This window comes from Chloroflexota bacterium, from assembly GCA_013152435.1.
GTDB lineage: Bacteria > Chloroflexota > Anaerolineae > DUEN01 > DUEN01 > DUEN01.
Genome location: JAADGJ010000031.1, coordinates 1 through 17712, shown reverse-complemented (window position 1 = coordinate 17712; position 17712 = coordinate 1). Strand labels below are relative to the sequence as shown.

The 17712-nt window shown below is 64.3% G+C and carries 12 protein-coding genes; 7 read left to right on the top strand and 5 right to left on the bottom strand.

Features of this window, described 5'->3' with window-relative positions; genetic code table 11:
* Nucleotides 1-126: 126 nt before the first annotated feature.
* Both GXP39_04000 and GXP39_03995 read right to left on the bottom strand, forming a co-directional pair.
* A complete protein-coding gene (locus GXP39_04000; GenBank protein NOZ27203.1) occupies nucleotides 127-2673 on the bottom strand; it encodes a glycosyltransferase family 1 protein in 2547 nt (848 codons plus the stop codon).
* A 253-nt stretch (nucleotides 2674-2926) separates the two neighbouring features.
* Nucleotides 2927-3406, bottom strand: coding sequence for a hypothetical protein (locus GXP39_03995; protein ID NOZ27202.1), 480 nt, complete (start codon nucleotides 3404-3406; stop codon nucleotides 2927-2929).
* A gap of 436 nt (nucleotides 3407-3842) precedes the next feature.
* On the opposite strand from GXP39_03995, the gene GXP39_03990 reads away from it, so the two are divergent.
* A complete protein-coding gene (locus GXP39_03990) occupies nucleotides 3843-5144 on the top strand; it encodes an MFS transporter (protein ID NOZ27201.1) in 1302 nt (433 codons plus the stop codon).
* A gap of 10 nt (nucleotides 5145-5154) precedes the next feature.
* Nucleotides 5155-6429 (top strand): class I SAM-dependent methyltransferase, encoded by a 1275-nt coding sequence (locus GXP39_03985; protein ID NOZ27200.1) that lies wholly within the window; start codon nucleotides 5155-5157, stop codon nucleotides 6427-6429.
* A gap of 190 nt (nucleotides 6430-6619) precedes the next feature.
* Here GXP39_03985 and GXP39_03980 read toward each other — a convergent pair whose 3' ends face one another.
* Nucleotides 6620-7852, bottom strand: coding sequence for an ammonium transporter (locus GXP39_03980; GenBank protein NOZ27199.1), 1233 nt, complete (start codon nucleotides 7850-7852; stop codon nucleotides 6620-6622).
* Between the two features lie 311 nt (nucleotides 7853-8163).
* Here GXP39_03980 and GXP39_03975 point away from each other — a divergent pair, with 311 nt between their 5' ends.
* The 5 genes from GXP39_03975 to GXP39_03955 all read left to right on the top strand — a co-directional run bounded on the left by GXP39_03975 (nucleotide 8164) and on the right by GXP39_03955 (nucleotide 13425).
* Nucleotides 8164-9270, top strand: a complete 1107-nt coding sequence (locus GXP39_03975; GenBank protein NOZ27198.1) for a BON domain-containing protein — start codon at nucleotides 8164-8166, stop codon at nucleotides 9268-9270.
* Nucleotides 9271-9292: 22 nt separating this feature from the next.
* Entirely contained in the window at nucleotides 9293-9769 is a 477-nt protein-coding gene (locus tag GXP39_03970; protein ID NOZ27197.1) for a BON domain-containing protein, read from the top strand.
* 26 nt (nucleotides 9770-9795) lie between these two features.
* The gene (gene hflB / locus GXP39_03965) at nucleotides 9796-11673 is read left to right on the top strand and encodes an ATP-dependent zinc metalloprotease FtsH (protein NOZ27196.1); all 1878 of its coding nucleotides are present in this window, start codon (nucleotides 9796-9798) and stop codon (nucleotides 11671-11673) included.
* Between the two features lie 111 nt (nucleotides 11674-11784).
* Nucleotides 11785-12990, top strand: coding sequence for a hypothetical protein (locus GXP39_03960; protein ID NOZ27195.1), 1206 nt, complete (start codon nucleotides 11785-11787; stop codon nucleotides 12988-12990).
* A 15-nt stretch (nucleotides 12991-13005) separates the two neighbouring features.
* Nucleotides 13006-13425: a universal stress protein gene (locus GXP39_03955; protein ID NOZ27194.1), complete on the top strand. Its 420-nt coding sequence runs from the start codon at nucleotides 13006-13008 to the stop codon at nucleotides 13423-13425.
* Between the two features lie 345 nt (nucleotides 13426-13770).
* On the opposite strand, the gene GXP39_03950 is transcribed toward GXP39_03955, so the two are convergent.
* Entirely contained in the window at nucleotides 13771-16974 is a 3204-nt protein-coding gene (locus tag GXP39_03950; GenBank protein ID NOZ27193.1) for a tetratricopeptide repeat protein, read from the bottom strand.
* Between the two features lie 94 nt (nucleotides 16975-17068).
* Nucleotides 17069-17712, bottom strand: a 644-nt coding sequence (locus GXP39_03945) for a cell division protein FtsH (protein NOZ27192.1), incomplete at its 5' end; no start/stop codon positions are given.

The window sequence follows — 17712 nt, the reverse complement described above, 5'->3', positions numbered from 1 at the left end:
AGGCAGGTGCAGGCCGGAAAAGTGGGATTTCCGTGGAGGGGAGGACCCCTCCACACCTCCCCCTGTGGAGCTGGTCGTTGAGGGAGACCCCTCAGACATTTTGCCGGTAAATTCTCAGACACGCTCTCAGGCCCAGCGCACCAGCCGGGTATCGAACTTGTCCGGCAAAGCCGGATGCACCGGCAAAACGCGCACGCCGTACGTGTAGTTCCCGCTGGACTCCGGACGCAACCGCACCTGATACCGATACCGCCCGGACTCCATCGTCTCCACCAGGGCCATCGGCACCGCCTTCAGCTCCTCGAATGTGTCATCATACTGGAGACCGTAAACGACCTCTACAACCACGTCGTCCGGGGATAGCCCATCCAGGGAGACCTCGGCCGTCACCTCCACTTCCTGGCCCAGAGTGATCGCCCGATCCTCCGGCCCCTGCGCGGCGATCGTCACCTGGGGCCAGGAGGCAGCGACCCGCTCTCGCCACTCGGCCAGCTCCCTCGCCCGGGCGAAGTCGTTCTCGGATAGCGCGTGCCCATGCGCGGCCGCGGGCAGGTACATCCGCTCGATATACTCCCGCACCATCCGCCGCGTGTTGAACCGCGGCGCCACGGAGCGAATCGCCTCCTTCATCCATTGCACCCAGCCATGCGGCACCCCGGCCTCATCACGGTCGTAGAACAGGGGCACGACCTCCTGCTCCAGCGTGGCATAAAGGGCCAGCGCATCCGCCTCGTCCTGCATATCGGGATCTTGAAACTCCCGCGTCTCACCAAACGCCCAGCCGTTCTTCCCGTTAAACCCCTCCGGCCACCATCCATCCAGCGTGGAGCAATTGAGGATGCCGTTGGCGGCCGCCTTCTGGCCGCTGGTGCCACTGGCCTCATTGGGCCGTCGCGGGTTGTTCAGCCACAGGTCCGCGCCCTGCACCAGGTAACGGGCGATGTTCATATCGTAGTCTTCCACGAAGATGATACGCCCCTGAAACTCCGGCTGCTGTGAGAGCTGGTGGATGCGCTGGATCAGCTTCTTTCCGGGCTCGTCAGCCGGGTGGGCCTTGCCGGCGAAAATGATCTGCACCGGCCGATCGGGATCACTCAACAGCGCGCGAATGCGATCCAGATCCCGGAAGATCAGCGTGGCACGCTTATAGGTGGCGAACCGGCGGGCGAACCCAATGGTGAGCGCGTCCGGATCGAGGAGGTCATCCACAGCCGCGACCTGCCGCACCGACTCGCCATGCCGAAGCCGCTGCGAGCGCACCCGCTCCCGGATGAAATCGATCATCCGACGCTTGAGGTGGAGGTGAATCCCCCACAAGGACTCGGCCGGGATCTCCGAAACCCGCTCCCATGTCTCCGGGTCGTCCAACCGCTGGCGCCAGTCCGAAGGCAGATACTGATCGAACAGGGCGGCCAGCTCGGGCGCCAGCCAGGACTCGGTATGCACGCCGTTGGTGATGGCCCCGATGGGCACCTCCTCCACCGGGGTTTCCGGCCATATGGATTGCCACATCCGGCGGGAGACCTCGCCATGAAGCTGGCTCACGCCGTTGCGCCTGCCCGACATGCGCAACGCCAACACCGTCATGCTGAACTGGGGCCCCCACGGATAGTCATAGCGCCCTAGCTGCAAGAACGTCTCCCGATCGATCCCCAGCTGCGGCCAGAACGAGCCGAAATACTTGTCCATCAGATCAAAGCCGAAGGTGTCATGGCCGGCCGGGACGGGGGTATGGGTCGTGAACACCGTGCTCGCCATGACCACCTCGCGGGCGACGGGGAAGGGCACCCCCTGCGCGACCAGCTCCCGCATGCGCTCCAACACCAGGAACGCCGCGTGTCCCTCGTTCATATGCCACGCCGTGGGACGAATGCCCAGGGCGCGCAGGGCGCGCACACCGCCGATGCCCAGCATGATCTCCTGGGAGATGCGCATCTCATGATCGCCCCCATACAGCCGGGCGAAGAGCTCTCGATCCGCCGGAGCGTTGCGCGCGACGTCCGTGTCCAGGAGATAGAGGGAAACCCGCCCGACCTGGAAGTGCCATACTCGAGCGTAGATGGTGCGCCCGGGGAGTTCAACGGAGATCATCACCTGCTGGCCGTTGTCGTCCAGGGCCGGACGAGCGGGCACCTCGGAGAAGTTGATCTTCTCATAACTGGCCTGCTGCCAGCCGGATGAATCGATATGCTGCTTGAAATATCCCTGGGGATAAAGGAACCCCACGCCAACAAAGGGCAGCCCCAGATCGCTGGCCGTCTTGCAGTGGTCGCCGGACAACACGCCCAGACCGCCGGAGTAGATCGGCAACGCCTCATGCAATCCGAACTCGGCGGAGAAATACGCGATCAGCTCGTCCTTGGCCTCGGGATGCTGCTGGGAGAACCAGGTGGATGGGGACTGCATATATGCGTCGAAGTCCTCCATCACCCGATCGTACAGCGCCAGATACTCAGGGCTGGCCGCAGCAGCGTTCAGACGCTCCTGCGCCAGGCCGCGCAGCAACTTCACCGGATTATGATCCACCCGTTCCCACAATTCCGGGTCCAACTCTCGATACAACGCCTGCGCTCGCGGATGCCAGCTCCACCACAGGTTATAGGCTAGTTCGTTCAAGCGGTGAATGCGCTCCGGAATGGCAGGGAAAACCGATATACGTCCTAAGGACTTCACGCCTACTCACCTCCATATCAAATGCCGGCCGAACGCACGGCAGCACCACACGGGCAGGAAACACGTTCGCCAAAGCGGCGCCACCAACAAGCGCTGGACGGCGCAAAAACCAGGGTTGCGCCGTCCAGCCAGCGAAAAGGAGTATACCCGGCGAGGGCGGTTCCGTCAATCCTACCCGATTCACATCCCTGGGCCGTCCCAAGGTCGGCGACAGCCTCGCAGATCCCCCCTCTCCGGCGCCCACCGCGATCGTCTAGCGCGACGGCAGCCGCAGCATGAAGGCGAGGACGCCCAGGAAGGCCCCCACGCCCGTCGTCGCCAAGTTCTTCACCAGATCCGCCGTGTTCTCAGAGAGGCCGTCCACAAACCAGAACAGCCAGGCGAGCAGGACGCTGATCAGATAGACCACCACAGCGATCACGGAGATCCACTGGCGGAGTTCATCGCCCCCACCTTGCATCTCGGCGGGCCCCCTCACCCACGTGCGCACGGAGCGCAGCTGGGCTCGGACGTTCGCCGGCCCCGCCTGCGAGAGCCCGTAGACGGCCGCGAAGTGGGCTGCGATGAGGCCGGCCACCCCCGTGAAGAGATTGGTCACGGCCGCGGGGACGGAGGGCTTCTCCGACATGGTAAGGCTCAAATAGCCGGCCCAGGCCACCACGGCCAGATAGGCGATCAGCAGCAAGGCCACGATCACTGTGGCAACCAACGTGTAGACCCGATTCGCGCTCATGATCCAGTCCTCCTCGTCACAAGTCGCCTCGAAAGGTCCCACCCGAGGCGATATGCAAGACCATCCTGTTCGCAGCCGGCAGAAATGGTCCGCTCCATGACGCGGAGATCCCTCACAGCTTCAGTATACCTCTCGATCCCCGCCGACGTCAACGCCCGCCAGGGCACGGTAAGATGCCGTGTCCGTATACGCCTTCTCGGCTTCTCCCGCCACATGACATAGCCAGACGTATCCCCCCACCGTTGAGCCCCCTTCCCCCAAGCGGGGAGGACCCCTCCACATCTCCTCCTGTGGAACTGGTCGTTGAGGCCCCCCTCAGAACATCGTGCCGGTAAATTTTTAGACACGCTCTCAGGCTCTTGTCCTGGTTTGACGGCTCGGTTGAGCCTGTGTACCATAGCGCCGGTCGTACATCCCGCAACACAGGCGGTGCCTTATGGATCGTCTTCCGCCGTGGATAGCCCAGAGGGTCTCTGGGTGGTGGCAGAGACGGTGGCCATTGGCGGCCATCGCTCCCGGCGTTGACACGCTGGCTACGCCACGCGAGCGACACAACCGCCGGTATCTGTATTGGGACATCGCCTGGTTCGGTATTCTGGCCGGGATCGCCTTCAACTTCCTCGGCGTGTACGCCGTGCGTCTCGGCGCGACCAAGGTCCAGGTCGGCGCGCTGACCTCAGCTCCGGCGCTGATCTCCATCTTCTGGCTGATCCCTGCGGGGCAGATCGTGGCCCGCCAGCGGCATCTGCTGCCGTTGGTGCTGAAGGCGCTGTTCTCCCACCGGCTGGGCTACCTGCTGATGGCCCTCCTGCCATGGATCCTGCCACGTCCGTGGGTGGTGCCCGGGCTGATCATCCTCGCCGCGCTCCAGGCCTTCCCGTTCGGCCTGGCCAACGTGGGGTTCTCCTCCATGCTGCCGGAGGCCATCTCCAAGGAGCGCCTGGGGTACGTCATCAGCCGGCGCAACGCACTGATGGGCGCCACCTCCACGCTCACGGTCCTGGCATCCGGCTCGGTCCTCGCCCTGCTTCCCGTCCCGCTCAACTACCAGATCCTGTTCCTGATCGCCTTCCTGGCGGGGATGGGCAGCCTTTACGCGGTCAGCCGACTGGATATCCCCGAACGAGCGGAGCCCCCACCCTCCACCCGGGGGGTGCGGGATCTGATCGAGGGGTTCCGGCTCTTCTGGGCCGACCGTCGATTTCGCTTCTTCACGCTGGCCGCCTTCGTGTTTCAGTGGGGGCTCTTCATGGCGATCCCCCTCTTTCCCATCTACTGGGTACGGGTGCTGGGCGCGTCCGATGCCTTCGTCAGCCTGATCTTCACCCTGATGAGCGGCACCTCGGTGGTGTCGGCCCTGCTCATGGACCGCATCCTGCAGCGATGGGGCAACCAACGCGTGCTCGGGGTCAGCATGTTGGGATTGTCCCTCTATCCCATCCTGACGGCACTCACCCATACGCTACCGCCGCTGCTGGGCATCGCCGTGCTGGGCGGACTGCTCGCCGCCGGCATGAACATCTCCCTGTACAACACGCTGATCCAGATCGCCCCGGACGCGGACCGAGCGCGATTCATCGCCATCTTCTCCGTGCTATCCAACGTGGCCATCTTCGCCGCGCCGCTGGCCGGCTCCGGGGTCGCGGGAGCCATAGGGATCACGACGGCCCTGTTCATCGCCGGAGGGATCCGGGCCCTGGCCGGTGCGATGGTCCTCTGGCGCCGGGGCGCCTTCTGAGAGGAGACACATGACGCCACGACCGAGAGGCGGAAGAGAACGTCCCCCGCGAGCAACCCCCTCCCTACCAGCCGACTGGGACACGGCCGAGCTGGAGGTGGAGACCCACGGCCTGACGTTCGAGCTACACACACAGGTGGGCGTCTTCTCCTGGGAACGTCTGGACACCGGCGCGCGGATCCTGCTGGATGTGATGGAGATCCACCCCGGCGAGCGGGTTCTGGATCTGGGATGCGGCTACGGCGTGCTGGGACTGGTGGCCGCCCGGCTGACCGGCCCCGAAGGCCACGTCGATCTGGTGGACTGCAACGTGGTGGCCACCCGGCTGGCCGAGGCCAACCTGGCGCTCAACGGCGTGACCAACGCCCGGGTGCTGGTCAGCGACTGCGCCCAGGCCGTGGCGGACCAACGCTATGATGTGGTGCTCAGCAACCTGCCAGTGAACGCCGGCAAGCGTGTGGTGATGCAATTCCTGGTGGACGCCCATCGGCTGCTGCGTCCAGGAGGGCGCTTCTACTTCGCCGGCCCCAAGGCGGGTGGGATCCGAACGTGGATCAAACGGGCCGCGGCCCTATTCGGCCGCGCGGAAACGCTGGAGATCGAAAAGGGCTACCGGGCGGCGCTGGCCGTGCGAGGCGAGGGACCCCCGGCAGAGCCTGACGAGGATTACTTCCGGTACCGCCCCATCGTCGTGGAGTTCGGGGATCAACAACTGGAGATGATCTCCAAGCCCGGCATCTTCTCATGGGATCGCCTTGACGCGGCCACCCGCCTGTTGTTGGAGAACTTCAAGGTGGGGCCGGAAGATGTGGTGCTGGACGTGGGGTGCGGATACGGGGTCATCGGGGTGGTCGCAGCGCTGAGGGCGCCGCGAGGGCATGTCTACCTGGTGGACAGCAACATCATCGCCGTGGAGGCCGCACGGCGCAGCGTGGCGCACAACCGGTTGAGCAACGCCGAGGTGATCCTGGGCGATGGGCCGGCCGCCATCGGCGACGTGCAGTGCGATGTGATCGCCACGAACCCGCCCTTCCACGCGGGGCGGGAGATCGACTACAGCGTGGCGCACCGCTTCATCCAGCAGGCGCGCCCCCGGCTCAAGCGCGGCGGAAGATTCTACCTGGTCTGCAACCAGTTCATCCCCTATGAACGGATCATGGAGCGAGAGTTCGGTCGATGCGAGGTCGTCGCGCGAACCCGCGGGTTCAAGCTCCTGCTCAGTCGACGGCTGGGGAAGGCCCGCACAGGGGCGGAAATGCATGAGACGCCAGAGGATACCCCCTGACGCCTCATGTCCCCCGCAGCGTGTGGGCACAGCCCAATAGAGGAAACCGATCTACATGGAGGCCCGTGAAGGCATGAGCGCCCATGTGACGACCAACGCTACGAAAACGACCAGATCGAGAATGATCAACGGTGACATGTGAACCTCCTTCAGTATTCGATGATGTTTGGCCAGTGCATATGCAGCCGGATTATAACTGGTAGGCTACCTCTCCGTGCTGGGTGACATCCAGGCCGGAAAGCTCCTCCTCCTCGCCCACACGCAATCCGATCGTCTTGTCCAGAGCCTTGAGGATCACCCAGGTCACGCCCATGGAGTACAGGGAGACGATGACCACGGCAACCAGCTGAACGAGAAGCTGACCCGGGTTGCCGAACAGCAGCCCGTTGGCCCCGTCGGGGTTGATCGCCGTGGAGGCGAAGATGCCTGTCGCCAGCGCGCCCCACACGCCGCCCACACCATGCACACCCCACACGTCCAGGGAGTCGTCTATGCCCCACTTCTCCTTTAGCTGAACGGCCCAGTAGCAGAGGAATCCAGCACCCAGGCCGATCAGCAGGGACGCTGGCACGCCCACGAAACCGGCGGCTGGCGTAATGGCGACCAACCCGGCGACGGCGCCCGCTGCAGAACCCAACACGCTGGGCTGATGCTGATGGATCCAGCTCAGCGTCATCCACGTCAACGCGGCCATTGCGGCGGCCGTATTCGTGACCACAAAGGCGTTCACCGCCAACGCCCCCGAAGACAGGGCGCTACCGGCGTTGAAGCCAAACCATCCAAACCACAGCAACCCGGCCCCGAGCAACGTCATGGTCACATCGTGGGGTTTCATGGGCTCGCGACCGAACCCCAACCGGCGGCCCAGGAAGATGGCCGCTACCAGCGCCGACATGCCGGAGGTGATGTGAACCACGGTGCCGCCAGCGAAGTCCATCGCCCCCAGGCGCCCCAGCCATCCACCCACACCCCACACCCAGTGGGCCACCGGATCGTACACCAGGGTCGCCCAGAGCAGGCTGAAGATGGCGAACGCTTTAAACCGCTTCCGCTCGGCGAACGCTCCCGTAATCAGGGCCGGAGTGATGACGGCGAACATCCCCTGGTAGATCATGAACGCCAGGTGGGGAACGGAGCTCGCGTAGTCCGGGCTGGGCTCCAGACCGACACCGTTCAGTCCGATCCATCGCAGGCTGCCGATGACCCCTCCCAGATCTGGGCCGAAGGCCAGGCTATATCCCCACAACACCCACTGGACGCTGATCAGCGCCAACATGAAGAAGCTGTGCATGATCGTCGCCAGAACATTCTTGCGTCGGACCAGCCCGCCGTAGAAGAAACCCAAAGCCGGCGTCATGAGCATTACCAGCGCAGCCGACATGAGGATCCAAGCGACGTCGGCCGCATTGATCTCTCCCGTCATAGCCTCCTCCTCAGGTTATGGCGTCCGAAAGCTTGGGCAGCTTACGCCCCCAAGGATAACGGATATGGGAGAGGAGGACCATGGGTGAACTGTTCAAACTTCGCGACGCTAACTTGGACACGTTGCACAACCGCTCTAACGGAATGCTTATGTTGAGCACATGTGTCTCTTATATACGGCGCGCATAATGATGTTTGTGATCGACCATGCCTCCCTCGCCCACGCGCCATCGCGATGAGCGGCAGACGAGACGGCCCGGCGAAGGAGGCGAGGAAGTCCATCCGGATTAGGCACACAATGAGGAGGGAATCATGTTCAAGATCGGAGCAGATGTGTACTGCGTGGATGGACGCGCGGGGCGGCTGGTGAAGGTCGTCGTGGATCCCCACACCCGGCGCGTGACGGACCTGATAGTGGAGAAGGGATTCCTGCAAAAGAAGGACCGCGTGATCCCGACGGACGTGGTGGAGAGCGCCGATGAAGAGGCGATCCGCCTGCGCATCACCAGCCGAGAGCTGGCCAACTACCCCGAATATCGAGAAGAAGAATTCGTCGTACCCGCGCCGGATTGGAAGCCCGGCCCCGGCTATCGCAGCGAGGACGTCCTGCACTGGTATCTGCGTTACGGATACGGCGTGCCCCCTCTCACCACCGAGATTCGGCCGATGATGCGACAGCGCGTACAGAAGGGCATCGACCCCAACGAGACCGTCATCGGCCGGGGAACGCGCGTGTATAATGCGGAGGGGACCATCGGGCACATCGATCACCTGTTGGTGAACAAGGAGACGGGGGAGATCACCCACCTGGTCCTGCGCAAGGGGATCTTCCCTCGCCGGCTGGTGGTTCCCATCGAGATGGTCCGCTCCATCAGCGACGAGGGGATCTACATCAAAGCCACGCGTGAGGAGCTGGAGAAGCTGGCTCAGCATACCCAGCGTTCGGACGTGGACATCCTGGAAGAGGTGCGCGAGCGTTTGGCCGCGGCCAAGGAGTTCGACCTGAGCCGGGTGAAGGCGACGCTGGAGGACGGCCTGGTTCGCCTGTCCGGCCAGGTGGCGGACATCGCCGCCAAGCGCCACGCGGAGACCATCGCCCGCAGCGTCGAAGGCGTGGTGGATGTGGAGAACGCCATCACGACGGACACCGGCGTGGTCGCCCGCGTGATCGCGGCGCTGGAGGCGGACCCCCGCACGCGTTTGGCGGTGATCGAGGTCACCAGCGACCATGGCGTGGTCACGCTGTCAGGCGAGGTCAGCTCGGCTGAGGTCCGCCGGGCGGCCGAGGAGATCGCCCGACAGCAGGAGGGGGTGATCTCGGTGATCAACGCCCTGGAGGTGAAGCCGGATCGCCTTGACGAGCTGCTGCCAGCCGTGCGCATCCCCCCTCAGCAATGGCAACAACTACAGCAACCATAAGACCCTGAAAAGGAGGGAAGCCGTGTTCGGTCAACCAGAAATCGCCCACTCGGAGCGCGATCAGGAGATCCTGGCTGACGTGCGTGATCGGCTATATCGATTCAACCCCATTCGCGAGGTGGGGGCGCCGGTTGGCATCGAGGTGAAGGATGGCGTCGTCACGCTCACCGGCTGGGTACGTGCCCTCTCCCACAAGAAAATGGCCGCCCAAATCGCGGCGGAGGTCGAGGGCGTACGAGAGGTCCGCAACCAACTCTACTGCGACGACGAGCTGGTCCCGGCCGCCGCTCGTGCCCTGGCCGAGGACCCGCGCACCGTTCATGACTTCCCTGGCGTCCAGGTGTCCGCGTACCTCGGCCATATCGTGCTGACCGGGTACGTCGCCAGCCAGGAGGAGTGGGACATCGCCGACGACGTGGTGACCCACGTGCCCGGCGTGCGCGATGTGGATAATCGCCTGCGCGTCGCGCCGGAGGAGCTGGCCCGCCTGCAAACGTAGTGCGAGCCAGGGGAGGTGAAAAGCGCATGAATGGAAAGGACCACGGTCGCCACACCCGGCGGCGACAGATCTGGTACAGCGTGGCCTACCTGATCATCTCTACGATGATCCTGCTGGCGATCAACCTGTGGTTCCTCGCCCCCTTCCGTCCCCAGCCAGCGCCCTACAGCCGTTTCCTGGACGCGCTGAGCAAAGGGACGGTCACCCGAGCCGCCATCGGCGTGGACGAGATCACCTGGACGGAGGGCGAGGGGGAACAGGCCCAGAGCTTCCGCGCCAATCGAGTCCCGGGCGTGGACGACGCGGAGATCGTGGATCGCCTGCATGAGATCGGCGCCGAGTTCACGGGCGTCCCGCCGAGCCCCTTCTGGAGCGTCGTGCTCAGCTGGGGTCTGCCCCTCCTGTTGCTGCTCGGATTCTGGGGATGGAGCGTCCAGCGCCTTCCCGGGGCGACCCAGGCGCTGAGCTTCGGCCGCAGCCGCGCCAAGATCTGGGACGAAAGCGACGTCAAGGTGACGTTCAAGGACGTCGCGGGCGTGGACGAGGCGGTCGAGGAGCTGCGTGAGGTCGTGGACTTCCTGAAACACCCGGAGAAGTATACCGCCGTGGGCGCTCGGATCCCCAAGGGGGTGCTGCTGGTGGGACCGCCCGGGACGGGAAAGACGCTGCTGGCCCGCGCCACGGCGGGAGAGGCCGGCGTGCCGTTCTTCAGCATCTCCGGCGCCGATTTCGTGGAGATGTTCGTAGGCGTGGGCGCCGCCCGGGTGCGCGACCTCTTCCGGCAGGCTCGCGAGAAGGCGCCCTGCATCGTCTTCATCGACGAGATCGACACGATCGGGCGCAGCCGGGCCGGCGGGCGGTCCCCGGTCAGCAACGAGGAGCGAGAACAGACGCTGAACCAGCTCCTGGTGGAGATGGACGGGTTCGACAGCTCGGCCGGGGTCATCATCATGGCCGCCACCAACAGGCCGGATGTGCTGGATCCGGCGTTGCTGCGCCCCGGCCGATTCGATCGTCAGATCGTCGTGGATAAGCCGGACCTCAACGGCCGCGAGGCGATCCTGCGCGTACACACCCGGAAGGTCAAGCTGGCACCCGACGTGGACCTGCGCGTGATCGCCGCCCGCACGCCCGGGTTCGCCGGGGCGGAGCTGGCCAACGTGGTGAACGAGGCCGCCCTGCTGGCCGTGCGGCGCGGCCGCCAGCAGGTCACCATGGACGACCTGGATGAGGCCATCGACCGGGTGATGGCCGGCCTGGAGCGCAAGAACCGGGCGCTGAACGAGCGCGAGCGTGCTATCGTGGCCCACCATGAGATGGGCCACGCCCTGCTGGGCATGCTCCTGCCGCACGCGGACCCGGTGCATAAGGTCAGCATCGTGCCCCGCGGCGCGGCCGCGCTGGGCGTGACCATCCAGGTCCCCCTGGAGGACCGCTATCTGCTGACCGAGGCCGAGCTACGAGATCGGATGACGGTGGTGCTGGGAGGCCGCGCGGCCGAGGAGATCGTCTTCGGCCAGGTGAGCACAGGGCCCGCCGATGACCTGCAAAGGGCGACGGAGCTGGCCCGCCGCATGGTGACGCAGTTCGGCATGAGCGACACGCTAGGCCCCATCGCCCTGGAGGCGACGCCGGAGGGATTCCTGGGGGACGAACGCCAGGGAGTGCCCCATTCGCCTTACAGCGAGGAGACCGCCCAACAGATCGACGCGGAGATCCGTCGCATCGTGGACGAGAATTACGGTCGGGCCCGGGAGCTGCTCCAGCGACACAAAGAGGCCTTGCTCACGCTGGCCCAGGAGCTGCTGGAAAAGGAGGTCATGGACGGCAGCGAGCTAGCGGAGCGTCTGGAGGCGATGGGCGTGCACCGCCTCGAGGAGGAGGATATCGCTCAACCGGCCTAGGCCGGTTTCAAGATACATGAGAACAGCTTCGCGACATATGGGCTGTTTCGCGAAATTTCCACCACACGAGATACACGATCTTCAGATCAGATCGTAGGGAAGAGAGGGAGCATGATGAGCGTAGATCTGTGGGAGCAAGAAGGCGTGTTCACCTTATTCGGCGATGATGAACGAGGATACGATTTCGTAACCCCAGAGGCATTGCAGCCTTTGCAGGAGATACATCTGTCGGCCCCGGGCGTGCTCTCCCTGTACGTGGACATCACGCCTCAACGGCTGGCAGAGATCCCGTTGGAGCGGCGCGTCGAGGCGCTGATCGATGCGGAGGAGAAGAAACTGACGGAGAAGGCCGAGCTCGCACGGTTCCGATCCGCCGCGCAACGGGTCATCGAGCACGTCCGATTCCAGTTCCGACCTTCGGGCCGCAGCCTGGCGATCTTCTGCGCGCCCGAGCAGGACCTGTGGCGCGTGTATCATCTGCCCGCCCCTTTGGAAGATCGCCTGGTGTGGGGGGATCATGTCTACCTGCGCCCCCTGCTCATGCTCATGGACGAGTATGAGCGATACGGCGTCGTGCTCCTGGACCGAGAGAAGGCCCGATTCCTCCTCTACTACCTGGGGGAGGTCGCGGAGTACGGCATCGCTCAGCATGACGTCACGCCGCCCAAGACCCGCGACCAGGGCCCCGGTCAGCTGGCGCATCTGAACTGGCTGAGAGAGCAATACGCGCACCATTTCCGCAACGTGGCGGAGATCGTCGCCCGCCTGTACGAACACGAGCGGTGGCAGCATCTGGTGCTGGGCGGCACGGCGGAGAACGTGGATCAGCTGAAGGAGATGCTTCCCAAGGCGCTGCAGGAGCTGGTGCGGGGCAGCGCGAACATCCCCGTTACGGCGGACTTCAACACGATCCGAGAGGAGGTCGCCGCCATCGAACGCCAGGTGGAGGCAGCCATAGAGGCCGAGCGCGTGGAGGCGGTGATCACCCGGACCTTCAAGGGCCAGAAGGCCGTACTGGGGTTGGCCGACACGATGACGGCCGTACAGCAGGGCCGGGTTCACATCCTGGTCGTACCGGAGGGGTTCAAGCACAAAGGGTGGCGATGCGAGCAGTGCGGCGGCCTGATCGCGGACCTGACCGATCAGCGCCCCTCCGCGTGCCCGTACTGCGAGGGGCCGCTGGTGGCCGAGGAGGACATCATCGATGTCGCCATGCAGCAGGTGATCGATCAAGGCGGCCACCTGGAGGTGGTCCGCGGCCCCGATCGCGAGCGCATCCAACGTGAAGGCCCCATCGGCGCCATCCTGCGGTACTGACCCCGGAGGTGCAGCATGATCCGGAACATCCTGTTCGCCACGGATGCCTCGGGGGCCTCGGAGCGTGCGCTGATCTACGTAGAGCACCTGGCCCGGGTGGAGCAGGCCAAGGTCTACGTGCTCCACGCGTACGAGGTTCCCAAGCAATATCAGGGGATCGACGGCTTCGAGGAGCTGGAGGAGCAATTCCAGCGAGTTGCCCAAGCGGCCGTGGACGATTCGACCCAGGTCCTGAGAGAGGCCGGGGTGGAAGCCGAGGGAGAGATCATCGAGGGTGCACCGGCCCCGGCCATCCTGGAGGCGGCCAAGCGCTACGAGGTGGACCTGATCGTTATGGGGACACGCGGCCCCGGCAACATGGCGGAGATGTTGCTCGGGAGCGTGAGCACGCAGGTACTGCGAAACGCGCCCTGTCCAGTACTGGTCGTGCCCTGATATCTAAGAGCGTGTCTGAGGGATCTCCCTCAACAACCAGCTCCACAGGGGGTGGTGTGGAGGGGAGATCCCCTCCACGGAAACCCTGCTTTTCCGACCTGCACTGCACCTGCCTTTCTCGGCCCTTTCCGAAGGGCCCAGGCCGAGGCCAGGCAGGTCGAAGGCAGAAGAAGGGCTTTTTCCGGAGGGGCTCCGCCCCTCCGGGCCTCCTCACGGCAGAAGCAATAGCATTTCTCAGACACACTCTAAAGCACACCGACTCAGGGCGCTCTGGGAGGGGGCAGATATCCGTCCCCTCCGGCGTTTCCGGCCCTGTCCAGCGAGGGCATGAGGAGTGCCCACCTCCTACCCGAGCAACTCACGGTAAAACCGTGTGGTCGCCTCCGAGGGGGGCATCCCCAGCTCCTGCATGAGCACATCCTCACAGCGCCGATACCAATACCTCACGCCATCCAGGTCCCCCTTTAGAGCGCACATCTGCATGAGCAACATGTAGGTCTCCTCGCGATAGCTATCCACCCCCAACGCCGTCTCGAACATCTCCATCGCCCCCTCGGGATCGTCCTGAAGCACCCGAATCCCTCCCAGCTGCAACACCGCCTCCAGATACAACCCCTTGAGCGCCTCACGCTGCGGCACACACCAATCGGAGTAGAACTCGGCCAGGAAATCGCCCTGATAGAGATCGATCGCCCTCTCCAGGAGCTCCTCCCGCTGCTCCATCGACAGGTCCTCCCGGGCGACCTGGGCGATCAGCTCCTGGAACGCATCCACGTCATACCAGATCTCCAGATCCGGATTCAGGCGATAGAGCCCGTTCTCGTAGAGGAGCGTGTCCTGCGCGATCGCCCGGCGAAGTCGGTAGGCCGTGGAGTGGAAGTTGCTGTTCGCCTTCTCCTCGTTCACCTCCGCCCAGAAGATGTCGATGATCTGCTCTTTGCGCAGGGGCTGACGATGCTCCAGGAGGTAGAAGAACATCTCACGCGTGACCGTGGAGCCCCAGTCCGCCCGCGTGAGCAGACGGCCATCCTTCATCACGCGGGACGGCCCCAGGGCGAAGGCCTGAATCCGGACCGTCTGGGGCATCGGCCGGACTGTGACGCTGGCCGGCTCCTGCGCCCGCTGCATCTCCCGAATCCGATTGCAGATCTTGCGCAGCCGGCTGACCCCCACCCGGCGCCGCAGGGCATATCGGTAGAGGGGGAGGAGCCGCGTTCCATCCGTGAGCATGAATTGATCGCACCCGATGTTTTCCGCGATGTCCAACGCGATCAGGAGGAACTGGATCGCCTGCGGGCGATGGAGACGGACGAACTCGAGATGGGCGAGCTGCAACGCCGCTCGGGCCTGCTCTCGCTGAGCCCCGCCGCTTTCGAACAGGGCGTAGGCCTGCTCCAGGTACTGTTGAGCCTTGGTGTGATCGCCCATATCGCACACCAACATGCCCAGGCTGAGCTTGCACAATCCGATCTCGTACCCGGAATCGTGATGTTCAGCCAGCAAAAGGGCCTGCTGCAAGATCCCCTGCGCCTGAGACCACTGCCTCTGCTGACGATAGGCGTTGCCCAGCGCGGCCATGATGTACACCGTGATCATGGCCTCGTTCACCTGCTGGGCGATCTCAAGACCATCCCGATAGGCCCGAACGGCTTCTGACAGCCGCCCTGTGTCCCGGTACAGATCGCCCAAGCTGGCCAGGATATACGCCTCGATACGGGTGTAGCCTGCCTCTCGCGCCTTGTCGAGCGCCCGCTCCAGGGCCTTCTGAGCCTCCTCGTACTCCCCGCGATAGTAGTGGCTGTTCCCGATGCTGTTCAGCGTATTGGCCAGGGCCCAGGGCTTGTCCGTCGCCTCCCAGTACCGGAGCGCCTGCCGGAAATACGCGCTCGAGCGGTCGATGTCCCCGATGAGCTCGTACATCGTGCCCAGGTCATGGTACAGATACGCCTCGTTGTCCCGATCCCGTATCTGGCGATACAGACGCAGCGCCTCCTCAAGCTCACGAGCGCCCACGGTGAACTCGCCGCGCAGCCCATAGCACGTGCCGATGACGCGATGGGCCAGCGCTATGGTGGATGTCTCCGCCCGCTCGCCCATCTCCAGGACCGCCTCGCAATCCGCGATGGCGCCCATATGATCTCCCATCAGACGGAGCACGCTGGCGTGCTCTACCAGCGCACGAGCCAGTCGCTTGAGATCACCCACCGCTCGGAAGCCCTCGCAAGCCTCGTGTAACAGTCGCAGCGCCTCATCCAGGTCCGCCATCTCCACGTAGATCTTCGCACGCCAGAATTTCAACATGGGATGCCGATCCTGGATCTCCTGAGGCAGGAGGTCCATCCAGCGGGTCAGCGTGCGCCATCGTCCCCGGTCGTACACGTCCGCCGCGACCTGCTCGATGAGCGCCGCGATCCGCTCGGGCAGCTCCGCCTCATGGTAATGATAGACGGCGGCATCCCACCGGCCCATATCCTGCGCCAGCTCGCCGGCCCGGCGATGCAGCCGGCGATACTCATCGGGGAACTCAGTGCGCAGCTTCTGCTCCAGGAACTCGCGAAAGAGCTGGTGATAGCGGAACCAGGCCTCGGGCCCCTCCAGCCGGTTGATGAACAGGTTGCGCAGCTCCAGGGTCTGGAGCACGGCGAGGCTGTTGTTGATCTCCAGCAGGGCGTCACACATGGCGGGCGTCATCTCCCGAAAGACGGAGCTCGCCAGCAGGAAGTGCTGAATCTCCTCGGGCTGCTGCTGGAAGACCTCATTGGCCAGATACTCGAAGACCTGACTGCCGGAGCCCTGGATGCGCATCAACGACTGCAACAGCCCCTGCCACATGGCGTGCGTGGTCAGGAGGATGCCCGTGATCCACCCCTCGCTGCGTTCCGCCCAGGCCGCGGCCTGCTCCTCCGTGAGCGTGAGCTGATAGTTCTGCTCGGCCAGCGCCTGGATCTCGGCAGGGGTGAAACGCAGATCGTTCGCCCCCAGCCCGGCGGCCTGTCGCCTGGCGGTCAGCGTGGTGAGGGAGAGACGACGCGGCAGCGTGCGAGTTGACAGGATGATGTGACAGGTGTCCGGCAGATGCCGAAGCAGCCGATCCACGATCGCGTTGACCTGTGCGTTCTCCTCCACTTCCTGATAGTCATCCAGGATGATGACCACGTCCCCCTGGATACGCGTCTGGATCTCGTTGATGAGCATGTTGACGGCCGGTTCCAGTTCATTCCTCGCGCTCTCCCGGAGCAGCACGAGCGTACGCTGGCCGAAATCCGGGAATCGCTGACGGATGCTGGCGACCAGATACTCGAGGAACAGGCGCGGGTCATTGTCCGACGGATCCAGACTGTACCAACAGACGGGCAGCTCCGTCTCGTGGGCAAAGCTGATGAGCAGGGACGTCTTGCCGTATCCGGCGGAGGCGGAGATCAGGATCAGTTTGCGGTTCACGTGCGAGTGAAGGAAATCGATCAGCCGAGGGCGACGCAACAAATCGGAACGCAGGCGAGGCAACAATATCTTAGTGGTCACCAGCGGGGTGGATACCACAGCTCCCATCTCCTTCTCATACCAACACCATGTAGCTATCCCCTATAGGCAAAATCCGCCCAATGGCATGCCACTGGGCGGATTCTTTCGCAAGCGAAGACGCCTACGCGAACATGGCTTCGAATTCTTCCGCCTCGATGGTCTCGTCGCGAATCAACCTCTCCGCCACCTCGTCGAGCTTCTGCCGATAACGCAGGAGGATCGCCCGCGCCCGCTCATGCGCCTCCTCGACAAACCGACGCACCTCAGAGTCGATTAACTGGGCGATCTCCTCCGAATAGTTGCGCTGCTCCGAGATCTCCCGGCCCAGGAAGACCAGCTCCTCCTTCTGCCCGAACTGGAGCGGCCCCAACTTCTCGCTCATGCCGAACTCGGTCACCATCCGGCGCGCCAGCTTGGTCACCCGCTCCAGATCGTTCGCCGCTCCCGTGGTCACCTCCCCGAAGACGATCTCCTCCGCCACGCGGCCGCCGAGCAGCCCGGCCAGCTCGTCGCGATAGCGATCCCGGCTGTTCAGCACGCGATCCTCCTCCGGCAAAGGCATGGTGTACCCCAACGCCATGCCACGAGAGACGATGGAGATCTTATGCACCTTGTCGGCGTGAGGGAGCATCTTCATCACCAGGGCGTGTCCGGCCTCGTGGTAGGCGATGATCCGCTTCTCCTCCTCCGAGATCAGCCGGCTGCGCCGCTCCGGACCCGCTACCACCCGCTCAATCGCCTCCTCAAACTCCTCCATCCCTATCG